Genomic DNA, 25,872 nt, shown 5'->3' on the forward strand with positions numbered 1-25,872 from the left:
AAAATCAATGTCTACATTCATAAGATGAAGAAATCTCATAGAATGCCGGCTTGGTCCCGGAAAGGTAGATTCATCGCCGGGATGCCCTCGTAGTTTCGTCTTGTATGAAGCCGCCCCGATGCTGGAAATTCGCCATCTTGAAACACTGACCGCCATCCGTGACGGCGGCAGCCTGCAGGAAGCTGCAGAGCGCCTGCACCTGACTCAATCGGCGCTGTCGCATCAATTGCGGGACCTGGAAACCCGGCTGGGTACGCCCCTGTTGAATCGCCGCACGCGGCCGGCCCGGCTGACGACGGCGGGCTTGCGGGTACTGGCGCTGGCCGACGAGGTCTTGCCGCGCATCCGCGCCACGGAGCGCGATTTGCAGCGCCTGGCTGCAGGACGCACCGGCCGGCTGCACCTGGCGATCGACTGCCATTCCTGCTTTCAGTGGCTGATGCCGGCGCTGGACGCCTTCCGCGTGCAATGGCCGGATGTGGCGCTGGACCTGTCCGCGGCGTTCTCCTTCGCCCCCCTGCCCGCGCTGGTGCGCGGCGACCTCGACCTGGTCATCACGTCGGACCCGCAGCCGCTGGACGCAGTGGACTACCTGCCGCTATTCAAATATGAACTGGTGCTGGCCGTGTCCGAATCCAACCCGCTTGCCGGCAACAAATTCGTCATGCCGGAGCAGTTGGCGGACCAGACGCTGATCACCTATCCGGTGGACAAGCAGCGCCTGGACGTCTTTACCGCCTTCCTGGACCCGGCGGACGTGGAGCCGGCCGCCATCCGCAAGGCCGAGCTGACGCCGATCATTGCGCAACTGGTGGCGAGCAATCGCGGCGTGGCAGCCCTGCCCAATTGGGCGTTGACGGAATACATGAATCAGGGATGGCTGCGGCTTTGCCGCCTGGGCCCGCAAGGCGTCTGGCGCACGCTGTATGCGACGGTGCGTAGCGAGGACACGGACGCCTCTTATATCGATGAATTTCTGACCATTACCCGCGACGTCTGCTTCAAGACGCTGTCGGGCATCAAGTCGGCGAAGTGATCACGTAAGGGACAGCGACGACTGCAGCGGCGCCGACTGGCCGGACGCCAGCGGGAACAACGCCCGCCGCCCCCGCGTCAGTCTTCGTCGCCCTCGCCCAGGATGCGCCGGATGACGTCGTGCGCGAAACCGCGGCTGGCCAGAAAGCGCGCCTGCTTTGCATAGACGGTGCGATCTTCGGGCTTGGCGCTGAAGCGCTTTTTCCAGACCTCAAGCGCCCGGTCGTATTCGGTGGCGCGAAGCTGGTCGCGCAATTCCGCGACCTGATTGTCGTCCACGCCGTGCTGGCGCAGTTCCTGCACGATGCGCGCCGCACCCTGCCGTGAGGCGCGCCGATGGACCAGGCTTTGGGCGAAGCGCTCGGTGGACAGCCAGCCCTCTTTCTCAAGCGCGTCCAGCACGGATTCGACTTCGGCTGCGTCTTCGGCGTAAGCGGCCAGCTTGCGCGCCAGTTCTTCGCGCGCGTGTTCGCGCCGCGATAGATACCCCACTGCCCGCATCTTCAACGACGGCCCCTTGCGGGCCTGCTTGCCATCAGACGTGGTTGCCTCGCCAGGGCTGTCGGCAGGGTCGGCACGCCGGCCGCGCGCGGCGCCGCGTTGAGCGGAACTACGTTGCTCGGAACTGCGCTGCCACAGGCCGGCGGGTTCGACGCCATCGGCCGAATCGTCAGGCGCCGCGGCCTCGCGGGCCACCCGCGCATCGGACGTGCGCTGCAAGCCTTGCGGCTTGGCGACCGTTTCGAATTCGTCGTCCAACCTGGCGCGTTGGCGCTCGGCGGATGCGGGAGTCGATTTCCAGCTCATGCGCTTTCCTGCTTGCTAAACAAAACGGCAGGCCCAAGGGAAAAACGGCAGGCCCAAGAAAAAACGGCAGGCCCAAGTGGCGCCTGCCGCGTTTCCCAGCCCAGACGGGCCGGCGAAGGGGCTAGCCCGAACCGCGGCGAGCCCAGTCGAATGCCCGGGATTACTCGGCGGTGTCTTCCGCCGTGGGCACGAATTCAGCGGCGCGGCTGACGATGCCCTGGTTTTCGCGGACGCGGTTTTCGATCTCGATGGCCATGTCCTTGTGTTCTTTCAGGTATTCGCGGACGTTGTCCTTGCCCTGGCCGATGCGGTTGCCGTTGTAGCTGTACCAGGCGCCCGACTTGTCGACGACGTTGGCGGCCACACCCAGGTCGATGATTTCGCCTTCGCGCGAGATGCCGGCGCCGTACATGATGTCGAACTCAGCCTGCTTGAACGGCGGCGCCACCTTGTTCTTGACGACCTTGACGCGGGTTTCGTTGCCAACGACCTCGTCGCCCTTCTTGATGGAGCCAATGCGGCGGATGTCCAGACGCACGGACGCGTAGAACTTGAGCGCATTGCCGCCGGTGGTGGTTTCGGGGTTGCCGAACATGACGCCGATCTTCATGCGGATCTGGTTGATGAAGATGACCATGCAGTTGGTCTTCTTGATGGTGGCGGTGAGCTTGCGCAGGGCCTGGCTCATCAGGCGGGCCTGCAGGCCGGGCAGCGAATCGCCCATTTCGCCTTCGATTTCAGCCTTGGGAACCAGCGCGGCCACCGAGTCGACGACGATCAGGTCGACCGAGCCCGAGCGCACCAGCGCGTCGGTGATTTCCAGTGCCTGTTCGCCCGTGTCCGGTTGCGAGATCAGCAGGTCGGACAGATTGACGCCCAGCTTGGAGGCGTACTGGACATCCAGGGCGTGTTCGGCGTCGACGAAGGCGCAGGTGCCGCCCAGCTTTTGCATTTCGGCGACGACCTGCAGCGTGAGCGTGGTCTTGCCCGACGATTCCGGACCGTAGATTTCAACGACGCGGCCGCGCGGCAAGCCGCCGACGCCCAGCGCGATGTCCAGACCGAGCGAGCCCGTGGAAACCACCTGGATGTCGTGCGAGACCTCGTTGTCGCCGTAGCGCATGATCGAGCCCTTGCCGAACTGCTTTTCGATCTGCGAAAGTGCGGCGGCAAGCGCCTTGGCTTTTTCCGAAGCGGCGGCCTTGGTGGTTTTGTCGTCCATGAGGAGTCCTGTCTGTAACGTATCTGGAAGTCGGAAAACTGCGGGTCTGGCAATGAGGTTCAGATTATGGCATCGGATTGTACTGGACAAATAACCAGTGTGCCAGTTCTTTGCACGTATACCCTGAGTGGCAAGCCCGGCGGCGTGTGACAGAATCCGGAGCGATCCCGGTATTTTGCCCTTTTTCCGCCCCCGGGCCGCGGTGTTTCTTCCTAGCAGCAGCCCATGCGTATCCTGATCGCCGAAGACGACAGCATCCTGGCCGACGGCCTGTCCCGCTCGTTGCGCCACAACGGCTATGCCGTGGATGCCGTGCGCGATGGTCTTTCCGCCGATTCCGCGCTGGCCGCCCAGGCTTTCGACCTGCTCATCCTGGACCTCGGCCTGCCGCAGCTGGCCGGACTTGAAGTGCTGCGCCGCCTGCGCGCCCGCAATTCCGCCCTGCCCGTCCTCATCTTGACTGCCGCCGACAGCATCGAACAGCGCGTCAAGGGCCTGGACTTGGGCGCCGACGACTATATGGCCAAGCCATTCGCGCTGTCCGAGCTCGAGGCCCGCGTGCGGGCGTTGACGCGACGCGGCGCGGGAGGCGGCGGCACCATGCTCAAGCATGGCAAGCTGCTCTTTGACCAGACCGGCCGCGTCGCCATCGTCGACGACCAGACGCTGGATCTGTCGGCGCGTGAGGTCAGCCTGCTCGAGATCCTGCTGACGCGCAGCGGCCGCATGGTCAGCAAGACCCAGCTCGTGGACCACCTGTGCGAATGGGGCGAGGAAGTCAGCACCAACGCCATCGAGGTCTATGTGCATCGCCTGCGCAAAAAGCTCGAGCCCAGCGGCGTGAAGATCGTCACCGTGCGCGGCCTGGGCTACTGTCTTGAGCGGGACCAGGGTGCGGCGTACCTCGCAAGCTGAGCCCGCCCCAGAGCCGCTCAACCAGGAAGCCCTGGACATCATGCAAGCCGGGTCCAAGGGCCCGAGTTTCGCGCCGCCGCAACGGTCGCTGCTGGGCGAGATCCTGGACTGGATGCTGGCGCCGCTGTTCCTTTTGTGGCCCATGAGTGTCGCCATCACCTACGTGGTGGCGCAGAACATCGCCAACGTTCCCTACGATCGCGCGCTGGCCAACAACCTGCACGTGCTGACGCGCCAGGTTCACGCGCAGGATGGCCGCGCCGTGCTGAAGATGACCGATGCCGCCCGCGACGTGCTGCGCGCCGACGAGACGGACAGCGTGTTCTGGCTGGCGCTGGGCAGCCGCGGCGAATACCTGGGCGGCGACCGCGCGCTGCCGCTGCCGACCACCGTGGGCCAGCCCCGCCCCGGCGAAGTCCAGTACGAAGACGACACGCTGCGCGGCTTTGGCATCCGGCTGGCCTTCACCTGGGTGGACCTGCACCTGCCCGGCACGCAGCCCGCGCTGTTCATCGTGGCCGAGACCGTGGAAAAGCGCACGCAGCTCGCCAACGACATCATCAAGGGCGTGATCATTCCGCAGTTCGTGGTGCTGCCCATCGCCGTGCTACTCGTCTGGTTCGGCCTGTCGCGCGGCGTGGCGCCGTTGAATGCGCTGCAGCAGCGGCTGCGCGCACGCCGGCCCGACGACCTCTCGCCCATCGACGAACGCGCCGCGCCTTCCGAGATTGCCCCGCTGGTCGCGGCCATGAACGACCTGCTGGACCGCCTGTCCGCCAACGTGCAGGCGCAGCGCCGTTTCGTGGCCGACGCGGCGCACCAGTTGAAGACGCCCCTGGCGGGATTGCGCACACAGGCTGAACTGGCGCTGCGGGACGCCAGTCCCGAGGAAATGCAGTCCAGCCTGCGCCAGCTCGTGACCGGTTCCGAGCGCGCGACCCGGCTCGTCAATCAGTTGCTGCTGCTGGCCCGGGCTGAAAATCCCAGCGCCATCGGCCTGACACGCACCGACATCAACGCCATCGCTTACGAGCAGACCATGCACTGGGTGCCGCTGGCGCTGTCGCTCAGCACGGATCTGGGGTTCGAAGGCTCGGACACGCCTGTCGAGATCAATGGCAATCCGCTGCTGCTGGCCGAGCTCCTGAACAACCTGGTCGACAACGCGCTGCGCTACACCCCGCGCGGCGGCCATATCACCGTGCGCGTGCTGCAAGCGGACGGCCAAGGCATCCTGGAAGTCGAGGACTCCGGACCGGGCATTGCGCCCGACGAACGCGAGCGCGTGTTCGACCGCTTCTACCGCGTGCTGGGCACGTCATCCGACGGCAGCGGCCTGGGCCTGGCCATCGTGCGCGAAATCACGCAGAAGCATCAGGCGAGCGTCGAAATCGGCGACCATCCCACCGAACACTCCGACTTGCCAGGCACCCGCATCCGTGTCGTTTTTCCCCTCTACACGCCGCCAGCCGAGACGTCCGACAGCTAAGGACTATCCCTAGCCTTCCCAGGCGCGTTTACTGTTTGTTTCAATTTTAAGATTCAAGTAAGGGTCACGTCAGAACCTCGTCAGCCTCGGCCCCCAATGTGGCGATAGCTCGATGTCGGTCTCGCCGGCGGAGGGTCAAGCACGGCGGAAAACCGCCGGCCTAAAAAACGAGGAGACATCATGAGCACAACTACCATGGCAGGCCGCGGTCCATCCGCGGATCCGCGTCCGATGACCAAGGAGGAGCGCAAGGTCATCTTCGCGTCTTCACTCGGCACGGTGTTCGAGTGGTATGACTTCTATCTGTACGGCTCGCTCGCAGCCATCATTGCCCAACACTTTTTCTCCGGCGTGAACCCGACCGCGGGCTTCATCTTCGCGCTGCTGGCCTTCGCGGCCGGTTTCGCGGTGCGGCCGTTCGGCGCGCTGGTGTTTGGCCGGCTGGGCGACCTGGTCGGACGTAAATACACCTTCCTGGTCACGATCGTGATCATGGGCCTGTCCACGTTCCTCGTCGGCATCCTGCCCAGCTACGCGAGCATCGGCCTGGCCGCTCCCGCCATCCTGATCGTCCTGCGCCTCTTGCAAGGCCTGGCGCTCGGCGGCGAGTACGGCGGCGCGGCAACCTATGTTGCCGAACACGCCCCGCACGGCCGCCGCGGCTTCTATACATCCTGGATTCAAACCACCGCAACGCTGGGTCTGTTCCTGTCGCTGCTGGTCATCCTGGGCATCCGCACGTTCATGGGCGAAGACGACTTCAAGGCCTGGGGCTGGCGCATTCCGTTCCTGATCTCGGTCGTGCTTTTGGGCATCTCGGTCTGGATCCGGCTGCAGCTGAACGAATCCCCCACCTTCAAGCGCATGAAGGAAGAAGGCAAGGGTTCGAAGGCGCCGATCGCCGAATCGTTCGGCCAATGGAAGAACCTGAAGGTCGTGCTCCTGGCGCTGCTGGGCCTGACCGCCGGCCAGGCCGTGGTCTGGTACACGGGTCAGTTCTACGCCCTGTTCTTCCTGACGCAGACGCTGAAGGTCGACGCCAACACCGCGAACATCCTGATCGCCATCGCGCTGCTGCTGGGCACGCCGTTCTTCGTGATCTTCGGCGCGCTGTCGGACAAGATCGGCCGCAAGCCCATCATCATGGCGGGCTGCCTGATCGCTGCCGCGACCTACTTCCCGATCTTCCAGGGCCTCACGCACTTCGCCAACCCGGCGCTGGAAAAGGCGCAGGCGTCCGCTCCGGTCACCGTGATCGCGGACCCCAGCACTTGCTCGTTCCAGTTCAACCCCGTGGGCACCGCGTCGTTCACCAGCTCTTGCGACGTGATCAAGTCGTTCATGGCCCGCAACTCGGTGAACTACCGCAACGAAGCAGCTCCGGCCGGTTCGGTGGCCCGCGTCAAGATCGGCAACGAAGAGTTCACCTCGTTCGACGGCCGCTCGCTGGCGCCCGCCGAGTTCAAGGCCAAGGTTGCTGAACTCGACAAGACGCTGACCGCCTCCATCCGCAGCCACGGCTACCCGGCCAAGGCCGATCCGGCCCAGACCAACAACGTGATGGTCGTGGTGCTGCTGACGATCCTGGTGCTGTACGTGACCATGGTGTACGGCCCGATCGCCGCCATGCTGGTGGAAATGTTCCCGACGCGCATCCGCTACACGTCGATGAGCCTGCCCTACCACATCGGCAACGGCTGGTTCGGCGGCTTCCTGCCTCCCGTCGCGTTCGCAGTGGTGGCTGCCACCGGCAACATCTACGACGGCCTCTGGTATCCGATCATCATCGCGGTCATGACCCTGGTCATCGGTACGCTGTTCGTGCGCGAATCCAAGGACAACGACATCAACGCCTGATAGACCATCCCCCGCCGGGCGGGACTGCTGCGCCTGCCCGGCCTTTCAAAAGCTCCTTATGGGAGCTTTTTTTTATTCGCACTTTCAGGACCATGTCAGACCGGCGCCAGTAGACTGAGCGCTCAGATTACGGCCTTGCGCAAGATTGCCTGACGATTGATCCCCCTGTCAGACGATTGCAGGGTTGCTCTTCTGACACCGATGCCGCGTTCCCCGCGAGCCTTTTATGACGCGGCATTGTGTGCTCCCGTACCGGCCCGACTCTTTATTGAGCCGGGCCGCTTTTTTTTGTGGCCGCGGATCGTGCGACCGCTCGTGCCAAGACAAAGGGCGGCCGCAATGCGACCGCCCTCTTCATGCCTTTCGATGGCACACGGCCGGCCTCGCGGCCGGCGCGGATCAACGACGCATGCCCACGCCGATCGCGACCACACCCGCCACGATCGCGGCAATGCCTGCCCACGTCGGGATGGGAACCGACTTCTCGGTTTCCGCGGTGGCCTTCACGGATCCGATCTGCAGGACCGTTTCCTCGGACTTGTAGCTGAAGCCCTTGTAGGCCAAGGCAACCACGCCCAGGACAATCAGGATCGCGCCAATGATTTTCATGTATTTACTCCAATCTCACGTTGGTGCGCGGGACATTACCGGATAGGCTGATCGCTGTCAGTGACAGAACGTGTCGCCTGTTGCGGGCGTACTCAGCCCCTTCGGCAAAGCCGCCGTGTCGTATAGAATCAACCCTTTTGGCCGACGCTCATGTGGTTCAAGAACCTCAAGATTTACCGCCTCTCCTCGCCCTGGACCCTGACCGGCGATCAGCTTGAAGACACGCTGGCAAAACATGCGTACCAGTCCGGCAACAACCTCGAAATGCAAAGCCTGGGCTGGGTGCCCCCGCGCGAGAACGGCGGTCTGGCCCACGAAGTCAATGGCCAGATCCTGCTCAGCCTGCGCGCTGAAAAGAAGCTTCTGCCGGGCACCGTGATCAACCAGGTCGCCAAGGCGCGCGCCCAGGAAATCGAAGAGCAGCAAGGCTACAAGCCGGGCCGCAAGCAGATGAAGGAAATCAAGGAGCGCGTCACCGACGAGCTTCTGCCGCGCGCCTTCAGCGTCTATCGCGACACGCGCGTGTGGATCGACCCGAAGAACAACTGGCTCGTCATTGACGCGGCTGCGTCGGCCAAGGCCGACGAAGTCATCGGCCTGCTGGCCAAGTGCGTCGATCCCTTCCCGCTGGAAAACCTGTACGTCGCCCAATCGCCAGCGTCGGCCATGACCGGCTGGCTGGCCGAGGACGAAGCGCCCAGCAACTTCACCATCGACCAGGACACCGAGCTGCGCTCGTCCGGCGAAAGCGGCGCGGCCATCCGCTACGTCAAGCACTCCATTGACGCCGACGACGTGCGCCGCCACATCCAGTCCGGCAAGCAGTGCACGCGCCTGGCCATGACCTGGGCCGACCGCGTGTCGTTCGTGCTGACCGAAGGCCTGGACGTCAAGCGCGTGGCGCCCCTGGACGTACTGAAGGAAGGCAACGAAGGCGTCGCCGCGAATGACGACGAAAAGTTCGATTCCGACATGATGCTGATGACCGGCGAACTGGCCAAGATGATGGCCGAGCTGGTCGAGGCGCTGGGCGGCGAAAAGAAGATCTAAGCCTTTACCGGCATCGGCAACAAGGGCTGCCCCTGACGGAGCAGCCCTTTTTCATGCCTCGACGCTGCGGTCGCGGCCGGCCTGCTTGGCCTTGTACAACGCCTTGTCGGCGCGATCGATAAGATACGCGTAGTCGGGATGGCCATCGAAGGTCGCCACGCCGATGCTGGCCGTCACCTGCAGCGCGCCCGCCTCGGCAAGCATGAAGCGGTGCCGGCGGATTTCGGCATTGAGTTTTTCAGCGGCGGCCAGCGCGGCGCCGGGTCCCGTGTCCACCAGCACGACCAGAAATTCCTCGCCGCCATAACGGAACACGAAGTCGCTGGAACGACAGGTCTGATGGACGACCTCGGCGAACTGGCGCAGGATCTGGTCACCTCCCGCGTGGCCATGCGCATCGTTGATGGCCTTGAAGTGATCGATGTCCAGCAGCAGCACCGAAAAGCTTGACCGCTGACGCTGGGCCAGCGAGATCTCACGGCCGATGACGGACGGCAGGAATCGCCGGTTCAGCACGTTGGTGAGCGGATCGCTGCCGCTTTCGATCTCGGCCACCATGTCGAACAGGCCGTTGAGCAGATGCTTGATACGCGCCACCAGCTCTTGCAGTTCACGAACCTGGTCGGGCAGCGATTCCTGTTCGTGGCCGCTGCCTTGCATCATCCGCGGCAGCACCGTGTCATCCAGGCGCGCCACGGCCTCCGTGATCTGGCGTAGCGCCGGCGCGCTTTCAAAGAGCACCGCGCCCTTGTGCTGCAGCCACAGACCGAACTCCGAGGCTGCCAGACGCGGCAGCGCCTGCTCCGGCGTCCGGTAATGCAGGCCGATCAGCACCGCCTGACTCCACTCCAGCAACGCGGCGCGTTGGCGCTCCCGTTCGGTCGAGATGTTCTGCCCCAGCGCGAAGAGGCGATAGGCCTCGTCGTTGCGCGCGCCGCGGTTGATGTCGCGCATGAACGCGCGGCTCATCTGCTCGATCGCCAGATCGAACAGGTTGCAGACGTATTGCGTGGCCACCGATGTCGCCATGCCATCCATGCCGCTTGCGCGCAGACGCTGCGCAATCTCGTTCTTCAGGATGCGGGCGCCTGCCATCACCAGATGGATCGGAATGTGGACGCGCGCATGGACCTCGCCGACCTTTTTCTGCGTGGCCAACAGCACGTCGATGTCGCCCTGGTCGCGCACACACAGCAGGCCCTTCAACCAATGCGTCATGCCGCGATGCAGGCGTGTCGACACAATTTCATGCGAGAGCCGCGGGCCGGCCTCGGCATCGGCGAGCAAGGTCGAATAGAAGGCATCGACGAGCTGCGTGGCGTGGTCCGACACCACCGCCGCAACCTGGCCGCGCGTATCGGCGTCGACCGATTGATAGACCGCTTCCCAGGCCTGCGCGTTGGATGCGCTCAGGTAGCAATCCTGGCCGCCGGCCGCGTTTGCGGGGACCGCGTTTGCGGGGGCTGCAGGAGGAACACCGGTACTGCTCGAAGACATAAGCTCATCCGCCCAAGAACGGCGTGCGCGCCTGGCAGCGGCGCGCGCCCGAAAAACCAGCGCGGATTATGCTTGAATTCACCGCGGCGGGGCCGCGCTTGCGGCGCCGCCAAGAACCGTTGACGTCAATCCAGGCCGTGGAAGACCGAATCGTCGGGACCGACATGCGACGGATGCTGCCACGTCACGTCACGCAGCGAATGCTGCACCAGCCCTTCCACCCCCAGCAGCACGGCGAAGATCGCCATGCGGATGGGAATGCCGTTATCGGTCTGGCGGAAGATGGCCAGACGCGGATCGTGGTTCAGGTCCACGCTGAGGTCGTTGGCGCCCGGGCGGCTGTCGCGCGGCAGCGGGTGCATCACGATGGTCTCGGGGCTGCAATAGGCGTCGATGATGGCGCGGTTGACCTGGAAGTCCGGCGTGTAGCCTTCGTTCTCTTCGTTGGCGAAGCGCTCCTTCTGAACGCGCGTCGCGTAGATGACGTCGGCGCCGGCCAGGCCTTCGGCCAGCGAAGACTTCTGTTCGATGATGTTGCCGTTGCGGCTGGCCTGCTCGACGATGTAGGTCGGCATCTCCAGGCCCTTGGGCGAGATCAGCGAGAACTTCACGTTCTTGTACAGCGCCATCAGCTTGATGAGCGAATGCACGGTGCGGCCGTATTTCAGGTCGCCGACCATCGCGATGTGCGCGCCGTCCAGCAACTTACCCAGGCGCGAGAACTCGGTCAGGATGGTGTACAGGTCCAGCAGCGCCTGGCTGGGGTGTTCGCCCGGGCCGTCGCCGCCGTTGACCACGGGAATGTTCGTGGCGCGCGCAAATTCCGCCACCGAGCCTTGATCGGGGTGGCGGATGACCATCGCGTCCACATAGCCGCTCATGACGCGGCTGGTGTCGTAGATGGACTCGCCCTTGGCCATCGACGAGAACGTGAAGCCGGTGGTGTCGCACACCGAGCCGCCCAGGCGGCAGAAGGCGGAACCGAAGCTGACGCGGGTGCGGGTGCTGGCCTCGAAGAACAGGTTGCCCAGCACGGCGCCTTCCAGCACGCGCGAGACCTTCTGACGGCGCGCGATGGGCTGCATCATGTCGGCCACGCGGAACAGGTCTTCGACGGAGTCGCGGGTGAACTGGTCTACCGACAGAAGCTGGTTCTTGCCTTCAACGGCGATGCGATCACGCAGGGGACCATCTTGTACGCTTTGCGTATATTTTTCCAGCAGCACACCGTTTTGCACGATTTCGCTGACAAAGCGCTGCACGACTTCCGGCATCGCGCGGAATTCCTGCGAACCTTCAGGCAGAAGCCAGGTATCAAGCGCCCGGCGCTTGACGCCAATGCGCGTGGCAAACACGTCGCGGGTGAGGTTGAGGCGGCGCATGGCGTCGCGCAGGAAGGCTTGCTGGGAGATGCTCATGACGGGCCCCAAAAAGAGGATTTATATACGCAGTGCGCATATTATTCCGACCATCTACACAAGTCCAATATTTTTGCGCATACGGGTTTACCCGCGCTTTTACCGCTGAGCGTAGGCCGCCGCCTGTGGTGTCGCCGTCACGGCCTGTCCGGCCGCGAACCAGCAAGCCGCGCAGAAGGCCAGCATGCTTGCCACGAAGCAAATCAGCGCCAGCAATTGCGCGGGCCAGTGGCCTCGCGTCAGGTGGCCGCTGTAGCCTTGCCGCAACAGGCTGACCTGCGCCAGGTACGCAAACGCCACCCCCAGGCCGGCCAGCACCAGACCGGCCAGGAAAAACAGCAGGGGAATCTGCAGATCGGGCGCGGCGATGTCCGGCCCCACGATGCCCAATGTGAATCCGACCAGGATCAGGGCGGCACCGCCATTCAACCATCCCAGAAAACGAAACGCGCCGGCCAGCAGCGCGAACGACGTGCCGTTTGCGCGGAGCTGCTGGGCGCGGGCGTCCATGGTATTAGCCGCCGGTCGCGCTACGGCACGTCGGCGTCGCGCTCTGTATCGACTTGCGCGCCGCCGCGATCTCGGCCTCGTCCCAGCGCCCTTCGCCCAGCACCGTCACGGTCACCTTGGAGGTGGCGGGACCATCGGCCTCCGCGGAAATCAGTTCGAGCACGGTTGCCGGCTGGCCGACCTTGTAAAGCTGGATTTCGTCCGGCGCGCCCTTCTCGCCAAGGCTATGGCGCCAGGCATAAGAGACGCCATAAGGATGGCTGACCTGCGTATGGCACGCGCGCACGTATTCGCCGGCTCGGCGGAATGCCGCCTGATAATTGGTGTCGACGCTGAAGGTTTCCTTCTTTGCGGTTTCCGACTCGTAGACCCCGGTGCTGGCGCATCCGGCCAACGTGGCCGCCAACGTGACAGCCACCCATACAGACTTGCGCATGATTCTTCCCGCCATTGCTATTCGGACTTTCGCGATTATGCCAGCGGCTGCAAAAAGGCCACGCCGAAAGTGCCCAAGTACGGCACTTCCTGCGCGGCCTTGCGCCGTCATGACGGCAAAGGGCCTGATGCCCTACCGCTTTTCCGCGGCTCCTTCGATCTTTTCCCCGCCCCGCTGAATATCTTTACCGGCCCCGGCGACGGTGTTGCACCCCGCCGTCAGCGCAGCAATAGAAAGCATCATGACGAGAAAGACTTTGTTCTTCATAAACATCTCCTGTCTGGGCATGGAAAAAACCGAACCCAGCATACCTCAAAGGCCGCCTCGGTGACACAAGCCGGTCACGTGTAACAACACCGACAAAAAACCGTCACCACCCTTACGCGCCGGTGACACTTGCGACGCATTCTCGCCTGTCGCGTATTTGCCGCCAATGGATTAGGATGCGCACATGACGAAGAAACAAGCATCACAATCCGCTGGCGCCAGCCCGCAAGGCTGGGGCTGGGAACAGCCCCAGTGCCGCGGACAGGCCGCCCTGGCGCTGTTCATCGACGACCTGCATCGCATCTTGCAGACCCATGCCGCCGGCAAGCTGGCGGATAGCAGCACGCTGGCGGACGCGCAGGCCCAGGTCAATGAATTGCTGGCGCGGTACAACGAAATTTCTGCCGCACCGGAAATTTTTCTGGGGCAGTCAGTCGAACTCAAAGAAGGCATCGACCGCAGCGGCGTAGCGCATACGGTGCCGATTTTTTCGCCGCGCCTGAAACAGTCGCTGGTGTCGATGCTGGGACAAGGTCCGGGATGACAACCCGGCAAGCGGCCCGGCTGGCGATCGCAGAGTACAGCCCCCAAAGGAAGGAGACTACAAGATGAGCACGGACAACGTTGTTGAGTTTCTCCGCCTGCTGTCCCTGGACGTCACGCTGGGCACCGCTGCCCAACACGCCGCAAGCCAGGCAGACGCGCCGCTGGCCCTGGCCCGCTTGGCAACCTCACACGGTCTGCCGTGCAACGCTTCGGATTGGTCTTCCTTTGCACGCAACTGCCTGGACAACCTCGACCTGACCGAGGGCGACACGGGCATGGCGAACGCCACGATCTGGCAACTGGTGCAGGATCCCGCCCACGGCACCACCATTCCCGCCAGTGCCATCACCCGTGTGATCGGCATCATCTCGCAGCCCGAAGGCGAGCCGCCGGTGGTTGGTCACGTCGTTAGCGATCTTGCGCCCCGCGCCCCGATGAGCATGGCGCCGCACCCCACGGGTTCCTGATCTTCCGGGGCTCGCAGCCCACTCAGGGATGCGGGTTCAGGACAGACCTTTCAAGCCTGTCCCTTCAAAAAATCAATCACGCCGGCCGCGCCGCATGCGCCGCTGGCCATGCAGGCGGTCAGCAGGTAGCCGCCCGTCGGCGCCTCCCAATCCAGCATTTCCCCCACACAGAAAACGCCGGGCACGGCGTTGAGCATCAGCCCGGCCGTCAGTCCCTGGAACGCAACCCCGCCCGCCGTGCTGATCGCTTCGTCGATCGGGCGAGCTCGCCGCAGCGTCAACGGCAAGGCCTTGATCCGCTGACCGAGGCGCTCGGGGTCCTTGAAGTCTTCGGCGCTGGCGCATTCCCGCAGCAAGCCCGCCTTCACCCCCGTCAGTCCCAGTCGGCTTTGCAGATGGCTTGACATCGAGCGGGCGCCGCGCGGATGCGTCACCGCCGCCATCACCTTTGCGTGCGGCCAGTCCGGTGCAAGATCCAGCATGGCCACGGCGCTGCCATCGGCCTCGATTTGGTCGCGCAGGGTTGCGGACAATGCATAGACGAGGCTGCCTTCAATGCCCGTTTCGGACACGACGAATTCGCCCTGGCGGACAGGCCCGCCGCAGGACATGGCCACCGACTTGACCGGCTGGCCGGCAAAGCGGCTGCGAAAATGATCGGACCAGTCCACGTCGAACCCGCAGTTGGCGGGCCGCAATGGCGCAACCGGCACGCCGTGCGCCTGCAGATCCGGCACCCAGGCGCCATCGGATCCCAGCTTGGCCCAACTGCCGCCGCCCAGCGCCAGCACGACCGCATCCGCTGCATGGCGCGCTTCACCGTCGGGCGTCGCAAAGCGCAGCAAGTCCACGCCGGGATTGTCACCACGCCAGCCAAGCCAGCGATGCCGCATATGAAACCGCACGCCCTGTCCGCGCAGCCGGGCAAGCCAGGCCCGCAACAGCGGCGCCGCCTTCATCTCCTGCGGAAACACCCGGCCCGACGAGCCCACGAATGTCTGGATACCCAACGCATGCGCCCAATCGCGCAGACCGGCGCCGTCTATCGTCTGCAGCCATGGCTGCACGAACGGGGCGCCGTCGCCAAAGCGGGCAAGGAAAGGCTCGGCGGGCTCGCTGTGCGTCAAGTTCAGACCGCCCCGTCCCGCCATCAGGAATTTGCGTCCCACCGAGGGCATGGCGTCGAAGACGTCCACCTGCGCCCCGGCTTCGCTCAGCCTTTCCGCCGTCATGAGACCGGCGGGGCCGCCCCCGATGACGGCAACGCGTTTGGCGGACAGGCTCATGGCGTCGTCGCCTTCATGACGGGACGCGAGCGGGAAAAGGCGGAGAGCATGCGGGAGAAGTCGGAAGGAAAAGGGACGAAAGCACGGCGCAGCCATGGGGCGCAGATTGTCTCACGGCGTCAGTGGGCTTCCCACGAGCGCGCGTCGCATCTGCGCGTTCCCTTGTCCCGAATGGCTCGCAGCGGCCATTTCTTGACCGCAGACGCCAAGCCTATGTTTTTGCGGGAAAAATTCGATATACGCAGCAGCTATCCCAAGGGTTTTCCACAATCCCTGTGGGTAACTGCCGCGTTCTGGGGATCGTGTCAGGCGCGCTCGGCCGCGTGCATGGGGCCGGACCAGGGCTCGGCATCGAGCTGGAAACGCAGTTCCTGATATTCGCCGTCGACCGCGACGCTGCGCAGCAGGCCGGCATCTAGCGCCTGACCGAGCGCGCGGCGGCACAGGGTTTCGGGATCGTCCGGCAGCGACTGGAACACGCCGTCGGGGATGCGCAGCCTCAGCAAGGCAGAGGGATCGCCGCGGTCGGCCGGACGGCCGATATGGATGTGGGCGGGATACCCGTGCGGGCACCAGATGCCCACGTGGTACTTGCCCTCAGCGCCCGTATCAGCAACGTAGCCGGGATGATCGTATTTTGCGGTTCCCATGGACACTCCTTCTGTGCGGCAATGTAGCGCGCGTGGCCCATGGTAGCGCAGGGTTGCGGCCGTGTGCGGCCGCGGATACCCGGGAAACTCCGGACGCGAACCGCGCATGACCCAACGCAATCGCCAGGCGAAAAAAAAGCCGCGACAATGTCGCGGCTTTTTTTACTGCGGTCTTGCCGGGCGCATTTGAAACGCGCCGCCGGGAGACCGGGTACTGCTTGAAACTGGTTGCGGGGGCAGGATTTGAACCTACGACCTTCGGGTTATGAGCCCGACGAGCTGCCAGACTGCTCCACCCCGCGTCTGATGTGTGAATCATACATCATTTTGAAATCTTGCGCAGCGCACCCACGCGAATGTTTCCGTTTTTCGACAGAAAACCGCGAAAAACATTGGCGACGTGGCGCAGGATCGTGCCAAGGCGCCCGGTGCAATTCAGGCAGATCACCTGCGCACTATCCAGCGCGGTGAGGCGCACCGCGCCGCCGTAGGACACCCCGTGAACCTCGCCCGCGTTGAGCCGGGCCGGTACGACGCGATGCAGGCCGCCTGCGGCTTCCAGGCCGCTTGCCGCTTCCTCGACGCGCACGCTGCCTTCGACGCAGACAACGGCAGCGCCTGCGCGCAGGACGAAACTCCGGCTGGCGCCGGCGGGTAGTTCCAGGCGAAGGCCTGGCGAGGCGGGGTCGGAATGCGGGGTCATGATGATCTCCAAAAGGACCATCACAGGCTACGCGCGCCCTGCTTTGCGCAACAGCCACAAAAATCGGCTTTCTGTACCGATGCAGAGGGTCGATTTTGTGGCTGTTATGGTGTACTTTGCCTGCATCTGTGCCTACCCACCGTCCAACTCCGGGGAGCAAGATCGGCGCATGGAACCTCAACCGCTGTACCTACGCCTGGCCAATCACTACCGGCGCGCTATCCAGACTGGCGTGCTGGCCCCCGCCCAGCGCATGCCCTCGGTTCGCACGCTGGTGCGCACCCATCATGTCAGCCTGTCCACGGCGCTGCAGGCCTGCCGCCAGCTCGAGGACGATGGCCTGATCGAGGCCCGTCCCCGCTCCGGCTACTTCGTGCTGAAACCTCGCCGCAACAGCATTCCGCCCGTGGCCGAGCCGGACATCCGCCAGACCCTGGGCGCGGCGCAGTATGTCGGCATCCACGACCGGGTTTCGGACTTCATCGCCAAATGTGAAGCGCACCCGGTCAGCGCCAACTTTGCGCTGGCCGCGGCGGTGCCCCAGGCTTATCCGATGGAGGCGCTCAAGCAGGCGATGACGCGCGCACTGCGGCAGTCGCCCGAGGTGCTGGTCAGCCCGGTACCGCCGCAAGGGCATCCTGACCTGCGCGGCGTGCTGGCCCGTCGCGCGCTGGCCAACGGCATCAACGCCACGCCGGACGACGTCATCGTCACGCATGGCTGTATCGAGGCCCTGAATCTGGCGCTGCGTGCCGTCGCCCGGCCGGGCGACACCATCGCCGTGGAATCGCCCGCCTACTTCGGTCTGCTGCAGATCCTGGAAAGCCTCGGCATGCGCGCGCTCGAGATTCCCACCAGCCCCCAGCACGGGCTGTCGATCGAAGCGCTGGACCTGGCCTTCCAGACGCACGGCAATATCCGCGCCGTCGTCGTCGTGCCGAACTTCCAGAATCCGCTCGGTTGCGTTATGCCCGACGCGCACAAGGCGCGGCTGGTGGCGCTGTGCGAGCGCCAGCAGGTGCCGCTCATTGAAGACGACACATACGGCGCACTGACCGACGACGACACCCCGCTGGCCGCGGCGAAATCCTGGGACGCCACGGGCAACGTCATCTATTGTTCGTCGATGCACAAGACGCTGGCCCCCGGCATGCGGCTGGGCTGGCTGCTGGGCGGCCGGTGGAAAGCCCGGATCGCCATGCTGAAGTTCGCGCAAAGCCGGCCCAACGAACCGCTGGCGCAGATCGCCGTGGCGGAGTACATGGGCTCGCGCGCCTACGATCGCCATCTGGCCCGGCTGCGGCGAGAACTGAAGACGCAGCGCGACCTGACCGCCGAGGCGATCGCCGCGCATTTTCCGCGGGGCACGCGGCTGAGCGTGCCGCAAGGCGGGATGCTGCTCTGGGTGGAAATGCCCGAGGGCGTGTCGGGCATGGACGTCTTCGAGGCCGGGCTGCGGCAAGGGATTCGCGTGGCGCCCGGCGCGATGTTCTCCAATGGCGCCCGCTACAACCACTTCCTGCGCATCAGTTGCGGACAACGCATCACGCCGGAGATCTCGCACGCACTGGTGACGCTCGCGCGCATCGTGGAAGAAAGGACAGCATGAACGCGGAACTGCATCAATTCATCGCGGACTATGGCCTGTGGGCCGTGCTGGGCGGGACCTTCCTGGAAGGCGAAAGCGTGGTGGTGTTTGCGGGATTCCTGGCGCACCAGGGATTGTTCCATCTGCCCTACGTCATGCTCTGCGCGTTCGCCGGCTCGTTCATGGCGGATCAACTGCTGTTCCTGCTGGGCCGTCGCTACCGCGACCATCGCTACGTGCAGCGCATCCGCGCCAAGCCGGCGTTCGGCAAGGCGCTGGCGGCCATCGACCGATATCCCAACGGATTCATACTGGCGCTGCGCTTTCTGTATGGGTTGCGTACGGTGGGGCCGGTTGCCGTGGGCGTGTCCAAAGTGCCGGCCTTGCGTTACCTGGTGCTGAACGCCATCGCCGCCATGATCTGGGCGCTCTGCTTCAGCCTGCTGGGTTTTGTCTTCGGCCGGACTATCGAAGCGCTGCTGGGACGCCTGCACGGCGTGGAAACCAAGCTGGCCGTGGCAGTGGCGCTCGGCGTGCTGGTGTGGCTGGCCTATCAGGTCTACGCGCGCCGCCGCAAATAGCGGCGGGCGCGTTCAGAACACCAGTTTGCCGTTTGCGCGCTGCACATGGCGGCGGCGCGCGTTGCGGTACAGCATGCCGATGATGGGCAGCTTTGCAAGGCGGCGCAGGATCGGGTGACGCTGGTCGAAGTCGTGCCAGGCCTTGAAGCCATGGCCCATGCGCTCCCAGCTCTCCCTCGCCTCGGGGGAAAGCTTGCCGGGGTCAAATGCCGCCAGCTTTGCCGCTTCCGAAACGCGCGCCACGAGGGCGCGGTTCCGGCCATCCAATGAATACTGATTCCGCATGGGGCCGCATATTACCCGGGCTTGGCCTGCCGTGGCGGCGGGCCGGTTGCGCGTTGCTTCGGCGCAATGGCGCCGCTTTTGACCGCCTCGCGCAAGCCGTTGTAATTGAAGGAGTTTGTGAATCTATGCCCGCGCTATCCCAAGGCTTGTCCACAGAACCTGTGGGTAACTGCCGCCGGGCGCATCACTTCAGGGCGGTCAGGACCATGTCACGCACGCTTTCGAAACCCGCGACGTATTGCGGATTCTCGGAACGCGCCAGCAGGCCGGAGTAATTCTGCTCCAGTTGCGCCTCGATGGCCTCGCGCAGGCCCGGCGAATTCTTCGCCAGATGCAGCATCGAGAGCAGCGTGGTATTGAGCGCGTCGATGCGCCCACCCTGATGCGAGATGGTGTGCACGACAACGGCGATCTGTTCCTGGATGTCCATGATGTAAGCCTCCTGGCGATGAAATCTGGCGCGAATCCTAGCATGGCGGCCGGGCGCGCCAGGGCTGACAGCAAGCGGCGCGCCTCCCCTGCCGCGGCTAGGCAAGCACCGGACGCGGCGCTAGCATGAAGCGTAGCCGCAAGAGGCACCGCGGCGCACGCCGCCGGCGCTGTCTCCGGGCGCCCGGCTCAACCGGAGCGCGCACATGAAAACGATCCAGAACTATGTCCCGCCAAGCGCCCAGTCGCTGCAACGGCTGCAAGACAGGCTGGGCTATTCTGACAGCAGAATGGCCGAGCTGGCCGGACTGGACGCTTCGACGCCATGGCCCAGTTATGTGGGCGGGCCCGAACCTCGCACGCTGGGCCGGCAGCGGCTGTTCTACATGATGGCCCGTCTGACGCTGGAAGAACCGGAATGGCAACGCGTGCTGGCCGCCATGCGTGAGGCCGGCGCGCATTTCGATTGCCAGGATCCGCACGGCGATGGCGCGGCGCCGCCGCCCGAACCGATGGCGGACGAAGAGCGCAAGTTCGGCATGCTGCTGGTCAGCCGCAACGGCTCGTTCCACGAAATGGAGCAACTGCGCGAGTTCGCCCATTTTGCGCACGAATCGGACGTCAGCCGCTTCGTGCACAGCGCGTTCTATGACAGCGACATCGACCTGTGCCGTTTCAGCTTTGCGGACCACGACGGCCTGGACGCCACCAGCCGGGACCGCATCTTCGATGCCGCGCACAAGACCATCACACGCTTCGAGTTCGACGGCCGCATCTATCACGGCGGCATTCCGCCCGAGTCCGACGGCTAGCGGCAACGCATTGACGCGGGCAGGCAGGCGCCTGTACCGTCGCCACTTCGCCTTCCCGCTCAACGCCATCGCTCATCGCATGAACGAACGACTTGACGCCATCGACCGGCAACTGCTGAGCCTTCTGCAGGCCAATGCGCGCGAACCCGCCGCCATCCTCGCGCGCAAGCTTGGGCTGGCGCGCACCACCGTGGTGGCGCGCATCGCGCGGCTGGAGCGCGAAAGCATCGTTTCCGGCTACGGCGTGCGCCTGGGCCGGCTGCTCGAAGAGGCGGCGGTGCGCGCCTATTGCTTCATCAGCGTGCTGCCCAAGACGCCGGCCGCCGTGATCCGTGAACTGGAGCGGATGCCGGAGGTCGAGGAAGTGTCCTCGGTCAGCGGCCCCTACGACTACCTGATCTTCCTGCGCTGCGAGACCCACGAACAACTGGACGCGCTGCTGGACCGTATCGGACTTATCGACGGCGTGAAGCAGACGCAGACCTCGATCGTGCTCAGCCGCAAGGTTGATCGGCGCAGCGCGGTTGCCGCTCCCTGAGCCGCCGCGCGCCCCTCGCGCGTCTTTCCGGCAGGCGTCACATGGTGGTGTAATGGGGCCTGTCGCGAATCCTGGATTTTTCATGCTTGCTCGCCTTGCCCCTGCCGCCGCCCTCCTCGTCCTGTTGACCGCGTGTTCCAGCATGAGCGAGGTCACGTCCGTCAACAAGGACCAATACAGCGTCACCTATAGTTCCGGCACGCAATTGCTGAGCTGGGTCGAGATCAAGAACCAGGCATTGCAGCGCGCCGACCAGCACTGCCAGTCGCTTGGCCGCAAGCTGGTCAAGCCCAGCGTGACGTCCAACCACGCCACCGGGCTGGGTTCCAAGCGCGCCACGGTCACGTTCGAATGCGCGCCCATCGATCCTCCCAAGAACACCGCTCAGTAAGCGCCCACGGCCACCATCGTGAACACTCTCCTGCCTGTGGGCATCACCATGGGCGATGCCGCCGGCATCGGTCCCGAAATCGTCGTCAAAGCCTGTGCGCAGGGATTGGGCGCGCCCTGTGTGGTGTATGGCGATGCTGGCGCGCTGCGCCGCGCGGCGACGCAATTGGGCGCCCGCCTGGATATCACCGAGATCGCGGACATCAGCCAGGCCCGGCCGGACGCGGCTGGCATCCAGGTGGTGGCTTGCAGCCCCACCCTGCCCGCGGACCTGCCGCTGGGTAAGGTCAGCGCCCTGGCGGGCCGCGGCGCCTACGATTATGTGTGCGCGGCCATCGACGATGCGCTTGCCGGACACATCCGCGCCATCGTGACCGCCCCGCTGAACAAGAAGTCCATGCACGAGGCCGGCATCGACTATCCGGGCCACACCGAAATCCTGGCGGACCGCTCCGGCACGCAGGACTTTGCGATGATGCTGGCCAACAATGAGCTGCGCGTGCTGCTCGTGACCATCCACGTCGCACTGGCCGACGTCATGGCGCGCATCACGCCGCAGGCCGAATTGACCGCGATGCGGCTTGCGGATCGCGCCTGCCGCCAGATGGGCATCGCGCAGCCGCGCGTCGCCGTCGCGGGTCTGAATCCGCATGCGGGCGAAGGCGGCAAGTTCGGCCGCGAAGACATGGACATCATCGAACCGGCCATCGCTGCCGCCCGCGCGGAAGGCATCGATGCCAGCGGCCCCTGGCCGGGCGATACCGTCTTCATGCGCGCCCGCCGCGGAGAGTTCGACATCGTGGTGGCGCAGTACCACGACCAGGGCCTCATCCCGGTGAAGTATCTGGGCCTGGACCACGGCGTGAACGTCACCGTCGGCCTGCCGTTCGTGCGCACCAGCGTGGACCACGGAACCGCATTCGACATCGCCGGCCAGGGCGTGGCCGACCACGCGTCGCTGGTGGAAGCGTTCGATCTGGCGCTGGCGATGACGCCTTGAGCGCGTAAAGATCCGCAGACTGCCTCAGCGCGCGGACGCTTGCGGCCTTCTCGCGACGGGTCCGCGACGGTGCGGGTCTACAATACGCCCCGTTTCCGGCGCCCCGCGCCGCCGCTTTTCCGTTCTTCCTCCCTTCCCATGTCCCGCCTCGTTCGACTTCTGCCCGACCGCTTCACCCTCTACCTGATCTGCACCGTCATCATCGCCAGCTTCCTGCCCGCCCATGGGCAAGGCGTGGTGGTGTTCGGCTGGATCACCAACGTGGCCGTCGGCCTGCTGTTCTTCCTGCACGGGGCGCGCCTTTCGCGCGAGGCCATCATCGCCGGCCTCACGCACTGGAAGCTGCATCTGACCATCTTCTCGGCCACGTTCCTGATGTTCCCGCTGCTGGGGCTGGCGCTGCAACCCGTGCTGGAGCCGCTGGTCACCCCGGAGCTTTACCTGGGCATCCTGTTCCTGTGCTGCCTGCCTGCCACCGTGCAATCGGCCATCGCGTTCACCTCCATGGCGCGCGGCAACGTGCCCGCCGCGGTGTGCAGCGCGTCGGCCTCCAGCCTGCTGGGCATCTTCCTCACGCCCCTGCTGGTCGGTACGGTCGTCGCCAACGCCGGCAGCGCGCCGATCTCGTTCGACGCCGTCGGCAAGATCATGCTGCAACTGCTCCTGCCGTTCGTGCTGGGCCAGTTCGCCCGGCGCTGGATCGGCGCGTGGGTGCACAAGCGCAAGGCCATGCTGAAGTTCGTGGACCAGGGCTCTATCCTGCTGGTGGTCTACACGGCGTTCTCCGAGGCCATCAATGAAGGCCTGTGGAGCAGCACCCCGATTCCCGCGCTGGTCGGCCTGGTCGTGAGCTGCGGCGTGATCCTGGCGCTGGCGCTGGGCCTGTCCGCACTGGCCGGCCGGATGTTCGGCTTCAGCATCGAAGACCGCATCACGCTGCTCTTCTGCGGCTCGAAGAAAAGCCTGGCCAGCGGCATTCCGATGGCCCAGGTGCTGTTCGCCGGTCACGCCGTGGGTGCTGTGGTGCTGCCGCTGATGCTGTTCCACCAGATCCAGCTCATGGTCTGCGGCGTATTGGCGGCGCGCTACGGCAAGCGCCCCGACGCCACGCACTGATCGCCGTCTCGTAAAAAAACCGCGCTGCTGCGCGGTTTTTTTTTGATGTGGCGATGTGCGGAATCAGTACATGTCCCGCGGCTGCGCGCCGGAGAAGTTCAAAAAGCGCGTGCTGGAACCCTGGAACGTCAGGCGCACCGTGCCGATCGGGCCGTTACGCTGCTTGCCGATGATGATCTCGGCCGTGCCCTTGTCTGGCGAATCGGGGTTGTAGACCTCGTCGCGGTAAATGAACAGGATCACGTCCGCATCCTGTTCGATTGCGCCCGATTCGCGCAGGTCGCTCATGACGGGGCGCTTGTTGGGACGCTGTTCCAGGCTTCGGTTGAGCTGCGACAGTGCGATCAGCGGGCAATTCAGTTCTTTGGCCAGACCCTTGAGCGAGCGGCTGATTTCCGACACTTCGGTGGCCCGGTTTTCGCCGGAACCGTTGCCGGACATGAGCTGCAGGTAGTCGATGATGATGAGGCCAAGCTGGCCGCACTGGCGCGCCAGACGACGCGCGCGGGCGCGCACTTCCATGGGACTGAGCGCCGGCGATTCGTCGATGTAGACCTGCGCATCCTGCATGAGCTGCACGGCGTGCGTGACGCGCGGCCAGTCTTCAGCGATCAGCTTGCCCGTACGCATGCGGTGCTGGTCCAGGAGTCCCACGGAACCCAGCATACGCATGGCGAGCTGCACCGCGCCCATTTCCATGGAGAACACCGCCACGGGCAGGCCCTCTTCGATGGCGACGTGCTCTCCGATGTTCATGGAGAACGACGTCTTGCCCATGGACGGGCGGCCGGCCACGATGATCAGGTCGCCACCCTGCATGCCCGACGTCATCTTGTCCAGATCGGTGAAGCCCGTGGGCACGCCCGTCACGTCGGACGTGCTCTCGCGGTGGTAGAGCTCGTCAATGCGCTCGACGACCTGCGTCAGAAGTGGTTGGATCTCCTGGAAGCCGGCCGCGCCGCGCGCGCCTTCCTGGGCGATCTTGAACACCTTGGATTCGGCCTCGTCCAGCAGCTGCCGCGCTTCCTTGCCCTGCGGGTTCATGGCGGCCGACGAGATTTCGTCCGCGATCGACACCAGCTTGCGCAGCATCGCGCGCTCGCGCACGATCTCGCCGTACCGGCGGATGTTGGCGGCCGACGGTGTGTTGTGCGCCAGGGCATTCAGGTAAGCCAGCCCGCCGGACTCTTCGGCCTTGCCCGCGCTGACGAGGGACTCGTGCACCGTGATGACGTCGGCCGGGCGCGCCAGACCAATCAGGCGCGCAATGTGGTGCCAGATCAGCCGGTGGTCGTGACGGTAGAAGTCTTCTTCGAGAAGCACATCCGCGATACGGTCCCAGGCAGCGTTGTCCAGCAGCAGTCCGCCCAGGACCGACTGCTCCGCCTCGATGGAATGCGGGGGGACGCGCAGGTACTCGAGCTGGGAATCGGCGGGTGTGTTCATGGCTTCAATAGTAACGGCTGCAGGATATCCGCGACGCGGAAAAACCCTTGGATGTCGCGCGAGGGGAATCGGGCAAGGATGGGGCGCAGCGGCATGGCGATGCCGCACAGCACGCGCGCCAGGCGCTTCAAGCGGGCCCTGACCTCGGGGTCGGGATTGCAGTCCAGGTAGACATCGAGCGCCAGCTTGCCCAGCGTGCGCGCATCTGCATCACCCAACTTGCGCAGCGACACCAGCGAGGCCAGCATCTGGAACAGGTCATAGGCCTGCGCCAGCGGCCGCGACAGCGTCGCGCCGATGTTTTCCTCGAAGTCGATGCGCCAGATCTCGCCATCGCGCAGCGTAACGTTGCGGATCTGCGCCCCGCCATGCCACATGCCGCGGGCATGGAAAGCGGCCAGATCGGCCGCCGCGGCGCGCGCGAGCCACATGCGCGAGGTGGAGTCTTCGTTGCGGATGAGGTCCGCCAGGTCTTCGCCCACGAACTCCAGCACCAGCAGGTTCTGCTCCCGCCACCACACCTCGGGGACGCGCGACCCTGCTTCCAGCAACTGCGCCAGGCGCTGCCCTTCGTGGGCCAGACCGTTGCGCAACAGCACGCTGGGACGCGGAAACTCGCCCAGGAAGACCTTGCAGCCCACGGCGAGGAACAAGGCGCGCACGTAGCGCAGCACATAGCTCACGCTCTGCAGGATGCCGGGCCGGCGCCGCTTGATGATGCAGCGCACGCCATCTATCGTCACATCCCGCACCGAAGGTTCACGCGACGCATCCACGCTGTCGAGCCAGGCTCGCAGGCCGGGCGGCGCGTTGTGATGGACAGGCGGATGAGTCAAGAGGTCCTCTGGAATGACAGCGTAAAACGAGGGTGCGTCGCCGCGCACCATTCAGCACGACATCGGCACAGGGCTGAAAAAAGAAAA

Annotated in this window: 29 protein-coding genes and 1 tRNA gene; 14 read left to right on the forward strand and 16 right to left on the reverse strand. The window is 64.8% G+C overall.

The window, feature by feature from the left end:
• Positions 1–118: 118 nt before the first annotated feature.
• Positions 119–1,036 carry a LysR family transcriptional regulator gene (locus tag KW836_RS25390; RefSeq protein ID WP_175138779.1) on the forward strand — a complete coding sequence of 306 codons (918 nt, stop codon included), beginning with the start codon at positions 119–121 and terminating at the stop codon, positions 1,034–1,036.
• Between the two features lie 77 nt (positions 1,037–1,113).
• Here the strand turns inward: KW836_RS25390 and recX are convergent, their stop codons facing one another.
• Entirely contained in the window at positions 1,114–1,842 is a 729-nt protein-coding gene (gene recX / locus KW836_RS25395) for a recombination regulator RecX (protein ID WP_218345101.1), read from the reverse strand.
• A 160-nt stretch (positions 1,843–2,002) separates the two neighbouring features.
• Complete coding sequence (recA, locus tag KW836_RS25400) at positions 2,003–3,064, reverse strand: recombinase RecA (protein WP_175124639.1); 1,062 nt, start codon at positions 3,062–3,064, stop codon at positions 2,003–2,005.
• Between the two features lie 225 nt (positions 3,065–3,289).
• Here recA and KW836_RS25405 point away from each other — a divergent pair, with 225 nt between their 5' ends.
• The 3 genes from KW836_RS25405 (at position 3,290) to KW836_RS25415 (ending at position 7,325) form a co-directional block, all read left to right on the forward strand.
• Entirely contained in the window at positions 3,290–3,979 is a 690-nt protein-coding gene (locus KW836_RS25405) for a response regulator transcription factor (RefSeq protein ID WP_175124640.1), read from the forward strand.
• Between the two features lie 112 nt (positions 3,980–4,091).
• Positions 4,092–5,468, forward strand: a complete 1,377-nt coding sequence (locus KW836_RS25410) for a sensor histidine kinase (RefSeq protein WP_218345254.1) — start codon at positions 4,092–4,094, stop codon at positions 5,466–5,468.
• A 195-nt stretch (positions 5,469–5,663) separates the two neighbouring features.
• A complete protein-coding gene (locus tag KW836_RS25415) occupies positions 5,664–7,325 on the forward strand; it encodes an MFS transporter (RefSeq protein WP_370633080.1) in 1,662 nt (553 codons plus the stop codon).
• A gap of 399 nt (positions 7,326–7,724) precedes the next feature.
• On the opposite strand, the gene KW836_RS25420 is transcribed toward KW836_RS25415, so the two are convergent.
• Positions 7,725–7,934, reverse strand: coding sequence for a hypothetical protein (locus KW836_RS25420; RefSeq protein WP_056322527.1), 210 nt, complete (start codon positions 7,932–7,934; stop codon positions 7,725–7,727).
• 150 nt (positions 7,935–8,084) lie between these two features.
• On the opposite strand from KW836_RS25420, the gene KW836_RS25425 reads away from it, so the two are divergent.
• A complete protein-coding gene (locus KW836_RS25425; protein WP_056567374.1) occupies positions 8,085–8,984 on the forward strand; it encodes a recombination-associated protein RdgC in 900 nt (299 codons plus the stop codon).
• Positions 8,985–9,035: 51 nt separating this feature from the next.
• Here KW836_RS25425 and KW836_RS25430 read toward each other — a convergent pair whose 3' ends face one another.
• From KW836_RS25430 to KW836_RS25450, 5 genes are all read right to left on the reverse strand, one after another.
• Positions 9,036–10,481 (reverse strand): diguanylate cyclase, encoded by a 1,446-nt coding sequence (locus KW836_RS25430; RefSeq protein ID WP_218345102.1) that lies wholly within the window; start codon positions 10,479–10,481, stop codon positions 9,036–9,038.
• A 125-nt stretch (positions 10,482–10,606) separates the two neighbouring features.
• Entirely contained in the window at positions 10,607–11,899 is a 1,293-nt protein-coding gene (locus KW836_RS25435; protein ID WP_056322519.1) for an aspartate carbamoyltransferase, read from the reverse strand.
• Positions 11,900–11,998: 99 nt separating this feature from the next.
• Positions 11,999–12,409, reverse strand: coding sequence for a hypothetical protein (locus KW836_RS25440; RefSeq protein ID WP_175124643.1), 411 nt, complete (start codon positions 12,407–12,409; stop codon positions 11,999–12,001).
• A 4-nt stretch (positions 12,410–12,413) separates the two neighbouring features.
• On the reverse strand, positions 12,414–12,845 hold the full coding sequence (locus KW836_RS25445) for a BPTD_2524 family lipoprotein (protein WP_175124644.1): 432 nt from the start codon (positions 12,843–12,845) through the stop codon (positions 12,414–12,416).
• A 132-nt stretch (positions 12,846–12,977) separates the two neighbouring features.
• The gene (locus tag KW836_RS25450) at positions 12,978–13,112 is read right to left on the reverse strand and encodes an entericidin A/B family lipoprotein (protein WP_105241420.1); all 135 of its coding nucleotides are present in this window, start codon (positions 13,110–13,112) and stop codon (positions 12,978–12,980) included.
• 184 nt (positions 13,113–13,296) lie between these two features.
• On the opposite strand from KW836_RS25450, the gene KW836_RS25455 reads away from it, so the two are divergent.
• Together KW836_RS25455 and KW836_RS25460 are read left to right on the forward strand one after the other, a co-directional pair.
• Complete coding sequence (locus KW836_RS25455) at positions 13,297–13,656, forward strand: hypothetical protein (RefSeq protein WP_175124645.1); 360 nt, start codon at positions 13,297–13,299, stop codon at positions 13,654–13,656.
• A gap of 64 nt (positions 13,657–13,720) precedes the next feature.
• Entirely contained in the window at positions 13,721–14,125 is a 405-nt protein-coding gene (locus KW836_RS25460; protein WP_175124646.1) for a hypothetical protein, read from the forward strand.
• Between the two features lie 50 nt (positions 14,126–14,175).
• On the opposite strand, the gene KW836_RS25465 is transcribed toward KW836_RS25460, so the two are convergent.
• From KW836_RS25465 to KW836_RS25480, 4 genes are all read right to left on the reverse strand, one after another.
• Positions 14,176–15,411, reverse strand: a complete 1,236-nt coding sequence (locus KW836_RS25465; protein ID WP_218345103.1) for a TIGR03862 family flavoprotein — start codon at positions 15,409–15,411, stop codon at positions 14,176–14,178.
• Positions 15,412–15,716: 305 nt separating this feature from the next.
• Positions 15,717–16,061: a hypothetical protein gene (locus KW836_RS25470; RefSeq protein WP_175124648.1), complete on the reverse strand. Its 345-nt coding sequence runs from the start codon at positions 16,059–16,061 to the stop codon at positions 15,717–15,719.
• Between the two features lie 225 nt (positions 16,062–16,286).
• Positions 16,287–16,363 (reverse strand) — tRNA-Met (locus KW836_RS25475).
• A 20-nt stretch (positions 16,364–16,383) separates the two neighbouring features.
• Positions 16,384–16,764, reverse strand: a complete 381-nt coding sequence (locus KW836_RS25480; RefSeq protein WP_255596258.1) for a hypothetical protein — start codon at positions 16,762–16,764, stop codon at positions 16,384–16,386.
• 169 nt (positions 16,765–16,933) lie between these two features.
• Here KW836_RS25480 and KW836_RS25485 point away from each other — a divergent pair, with 169 nt between their 5' ends.
• Both KW836_RS25485 and KW836_RS25490 read left to right on the forward strand, forming a co-directional pair.
• Positions 16,934–18,373: a PLP-dependent aminotransferase family protein gene (locus tag KW836_RS25485; protein ID WP_218345105.1), complete on the forward strand. Its 1,440-nt coding sequence runs from the start codon at positions 16,934–16,936 to the stop codon at positions 18,371–18,373.
• Positions 18,370–18,933, forward strand: a complete 564-nt coding sequence (locus tag KW836_RS25490; protein WP_175138786.1) for a DedA family protein — start codon at positions 18,370–18,372, stop codon at positions 18,931–18,933. The genes KW836_RS25485 and KW836_RS25490 overlap by 4 nt, the downstream gene beginning before the upstream one ends.
• 12 nt (positions 18,934–18,945) lie before the next feature.
• Here KW836_RS25490 and KW836_RS25495 read toward each other — a convergent pair whose 3' ends face one another.
• Together KW836_RS25495 and KW836_RS25500 are read right to left on the reverse strand one after the other, a co-directional pair.
• The gene (locus KW836_RS25495; RefSeq protein ID WP_224776755.1) at positions 18,946–19,176 is read right to left on the reverse strand and encodes a hypothetical protein; all 231 of its coding nucleotides are present in this window, start codon (positions 19,174–19,176) and stop codon (positions 18,946–18,948) included.
• A 226-nt stretch (positions 19,177–19,402) separates the two neighbouring features.
• On the reverse strand, positions 19,403–19,648 hold the full coding sequence (locus tag KW836_RS25500; protein ID WP_056567399.1) for a hypothetical protein: 246 nt from the start codon (positions 19,646–19,648) through the stop codon (positions 19,403–19,405).
• 205 nt (positions 19,649–19,853) lie between these two features.
• Here KW836_RS25500 and KW836_RS25505 point away from each other — a divergent pair, with 205 nt between their 5' ends.
• From KW836_RS25505 to KW836_RS25525, 5 genes are all read left to right on the forward strand, one after another.
• Complete coding sequence (locus tag KW836_RS25505) at positions 19,854–20,459, forward strand: hypothetical protein (RefSeq protein WP_218345107.1); 606 nt, start codon at positions 19,854–19,856, stop codon at positions 20,457–20,459.
• A gap of 79 nt (positions 20,460–20,538) precedes the next feature.
• The gene (locus KW836_RS25510; RefSeq protein WP_175124655.1) at positions 20,539–20,997 is read left to right on the forward strand and encodes an Lrp/AsnC family transcriptional regulator; all 459 of its coding nucleotides are present in this window, start codon (positions 20,539–20,541) and stop codon (positions 20,995–20,997) included.
• An 82-nt stretch (positions 20,998–21,079) separates the two neighbouring features.
• A complete protein-coding gene (locus tag KW836_RS25515; RefSeq protein WP_175138789.1) occupies positions 21,080–21,388 on the forward strand; it encodes a hypothetical protein in 309 nt (102 codons plus the stop codon).
• An 18-nt stretch (positions 21,389–21,406) separates the two neighbouring features.
• Positions 21,407–22,387 (forward strand): 4-hydroxythreonine-4-phosphate dehydrogenase PdxA, encoded by a 981-nt coding sequence (gene pdxA / locus KW836_RS25520; protein WP_218345108.1) that lies wholly within the window; start codon positions 21,407–21,409, stop codon positions 22,385–22,387.
• Positions 22,388–22,525: 138 nt separating this feature from the next.
• Positions 22,526–23,503, forward strand: a complete 978-nt coding sequence (locus KW836_RS25525) for a bile acid:sodium symporter family protein (RefSeq protein WP_175124658.1) — start codon at positions 22,526–22,528, stop codon at positions 23,501–23,503.
• A 63-nt stretch (positions 23,504–23,566) separates the two neighbouring features.
• Here the strand turns inward: KW836_RS25525 and KW836_RS25530 are convergent, their stop codons facing one another.
• Both KW836_RS25530 and KW836_RS25535 read right to left on the reverse strand, forming a co-directional pair.
• Positions 23,567–24,949: a replicative DNA helicase gene (locus tag KW836_RS25530; protein WP_056322477.1), complete on the reverse strand. Its 1,383-nt coding sequence runs from the start codon at positions 24,947–24,949 to the stop codon at positions 23,567–23,569.
• Positions 24,946–25,785, reverse strand: coding sequence for an RIO1 family regulatory kinase/ATPase (locus tag KW836_RS25535; RefSeq protein WP_175124659.1), 840 nt, complete (start codon positions 25,783–25,785; stop codon positions 24,946–24,948). The genes KW836_RS25530 and KW836_RS25535 overlap by 4 nt, the downstream gene beginning before the upstream one ends.
• Between the last annotated feature and the right edge of the window lie 87 nt (positions 25,786–25,872).

It is taken from the genome of Achromobacter sp. ACM05 (assembly GCF_019218915.1).
Lineage (GTDB): Bacteria > Pseudomonadota > Gammaproteobacteria > Burkholderiales > Burkholderiaceae_B > Achromobacter > Achromobacter animicus.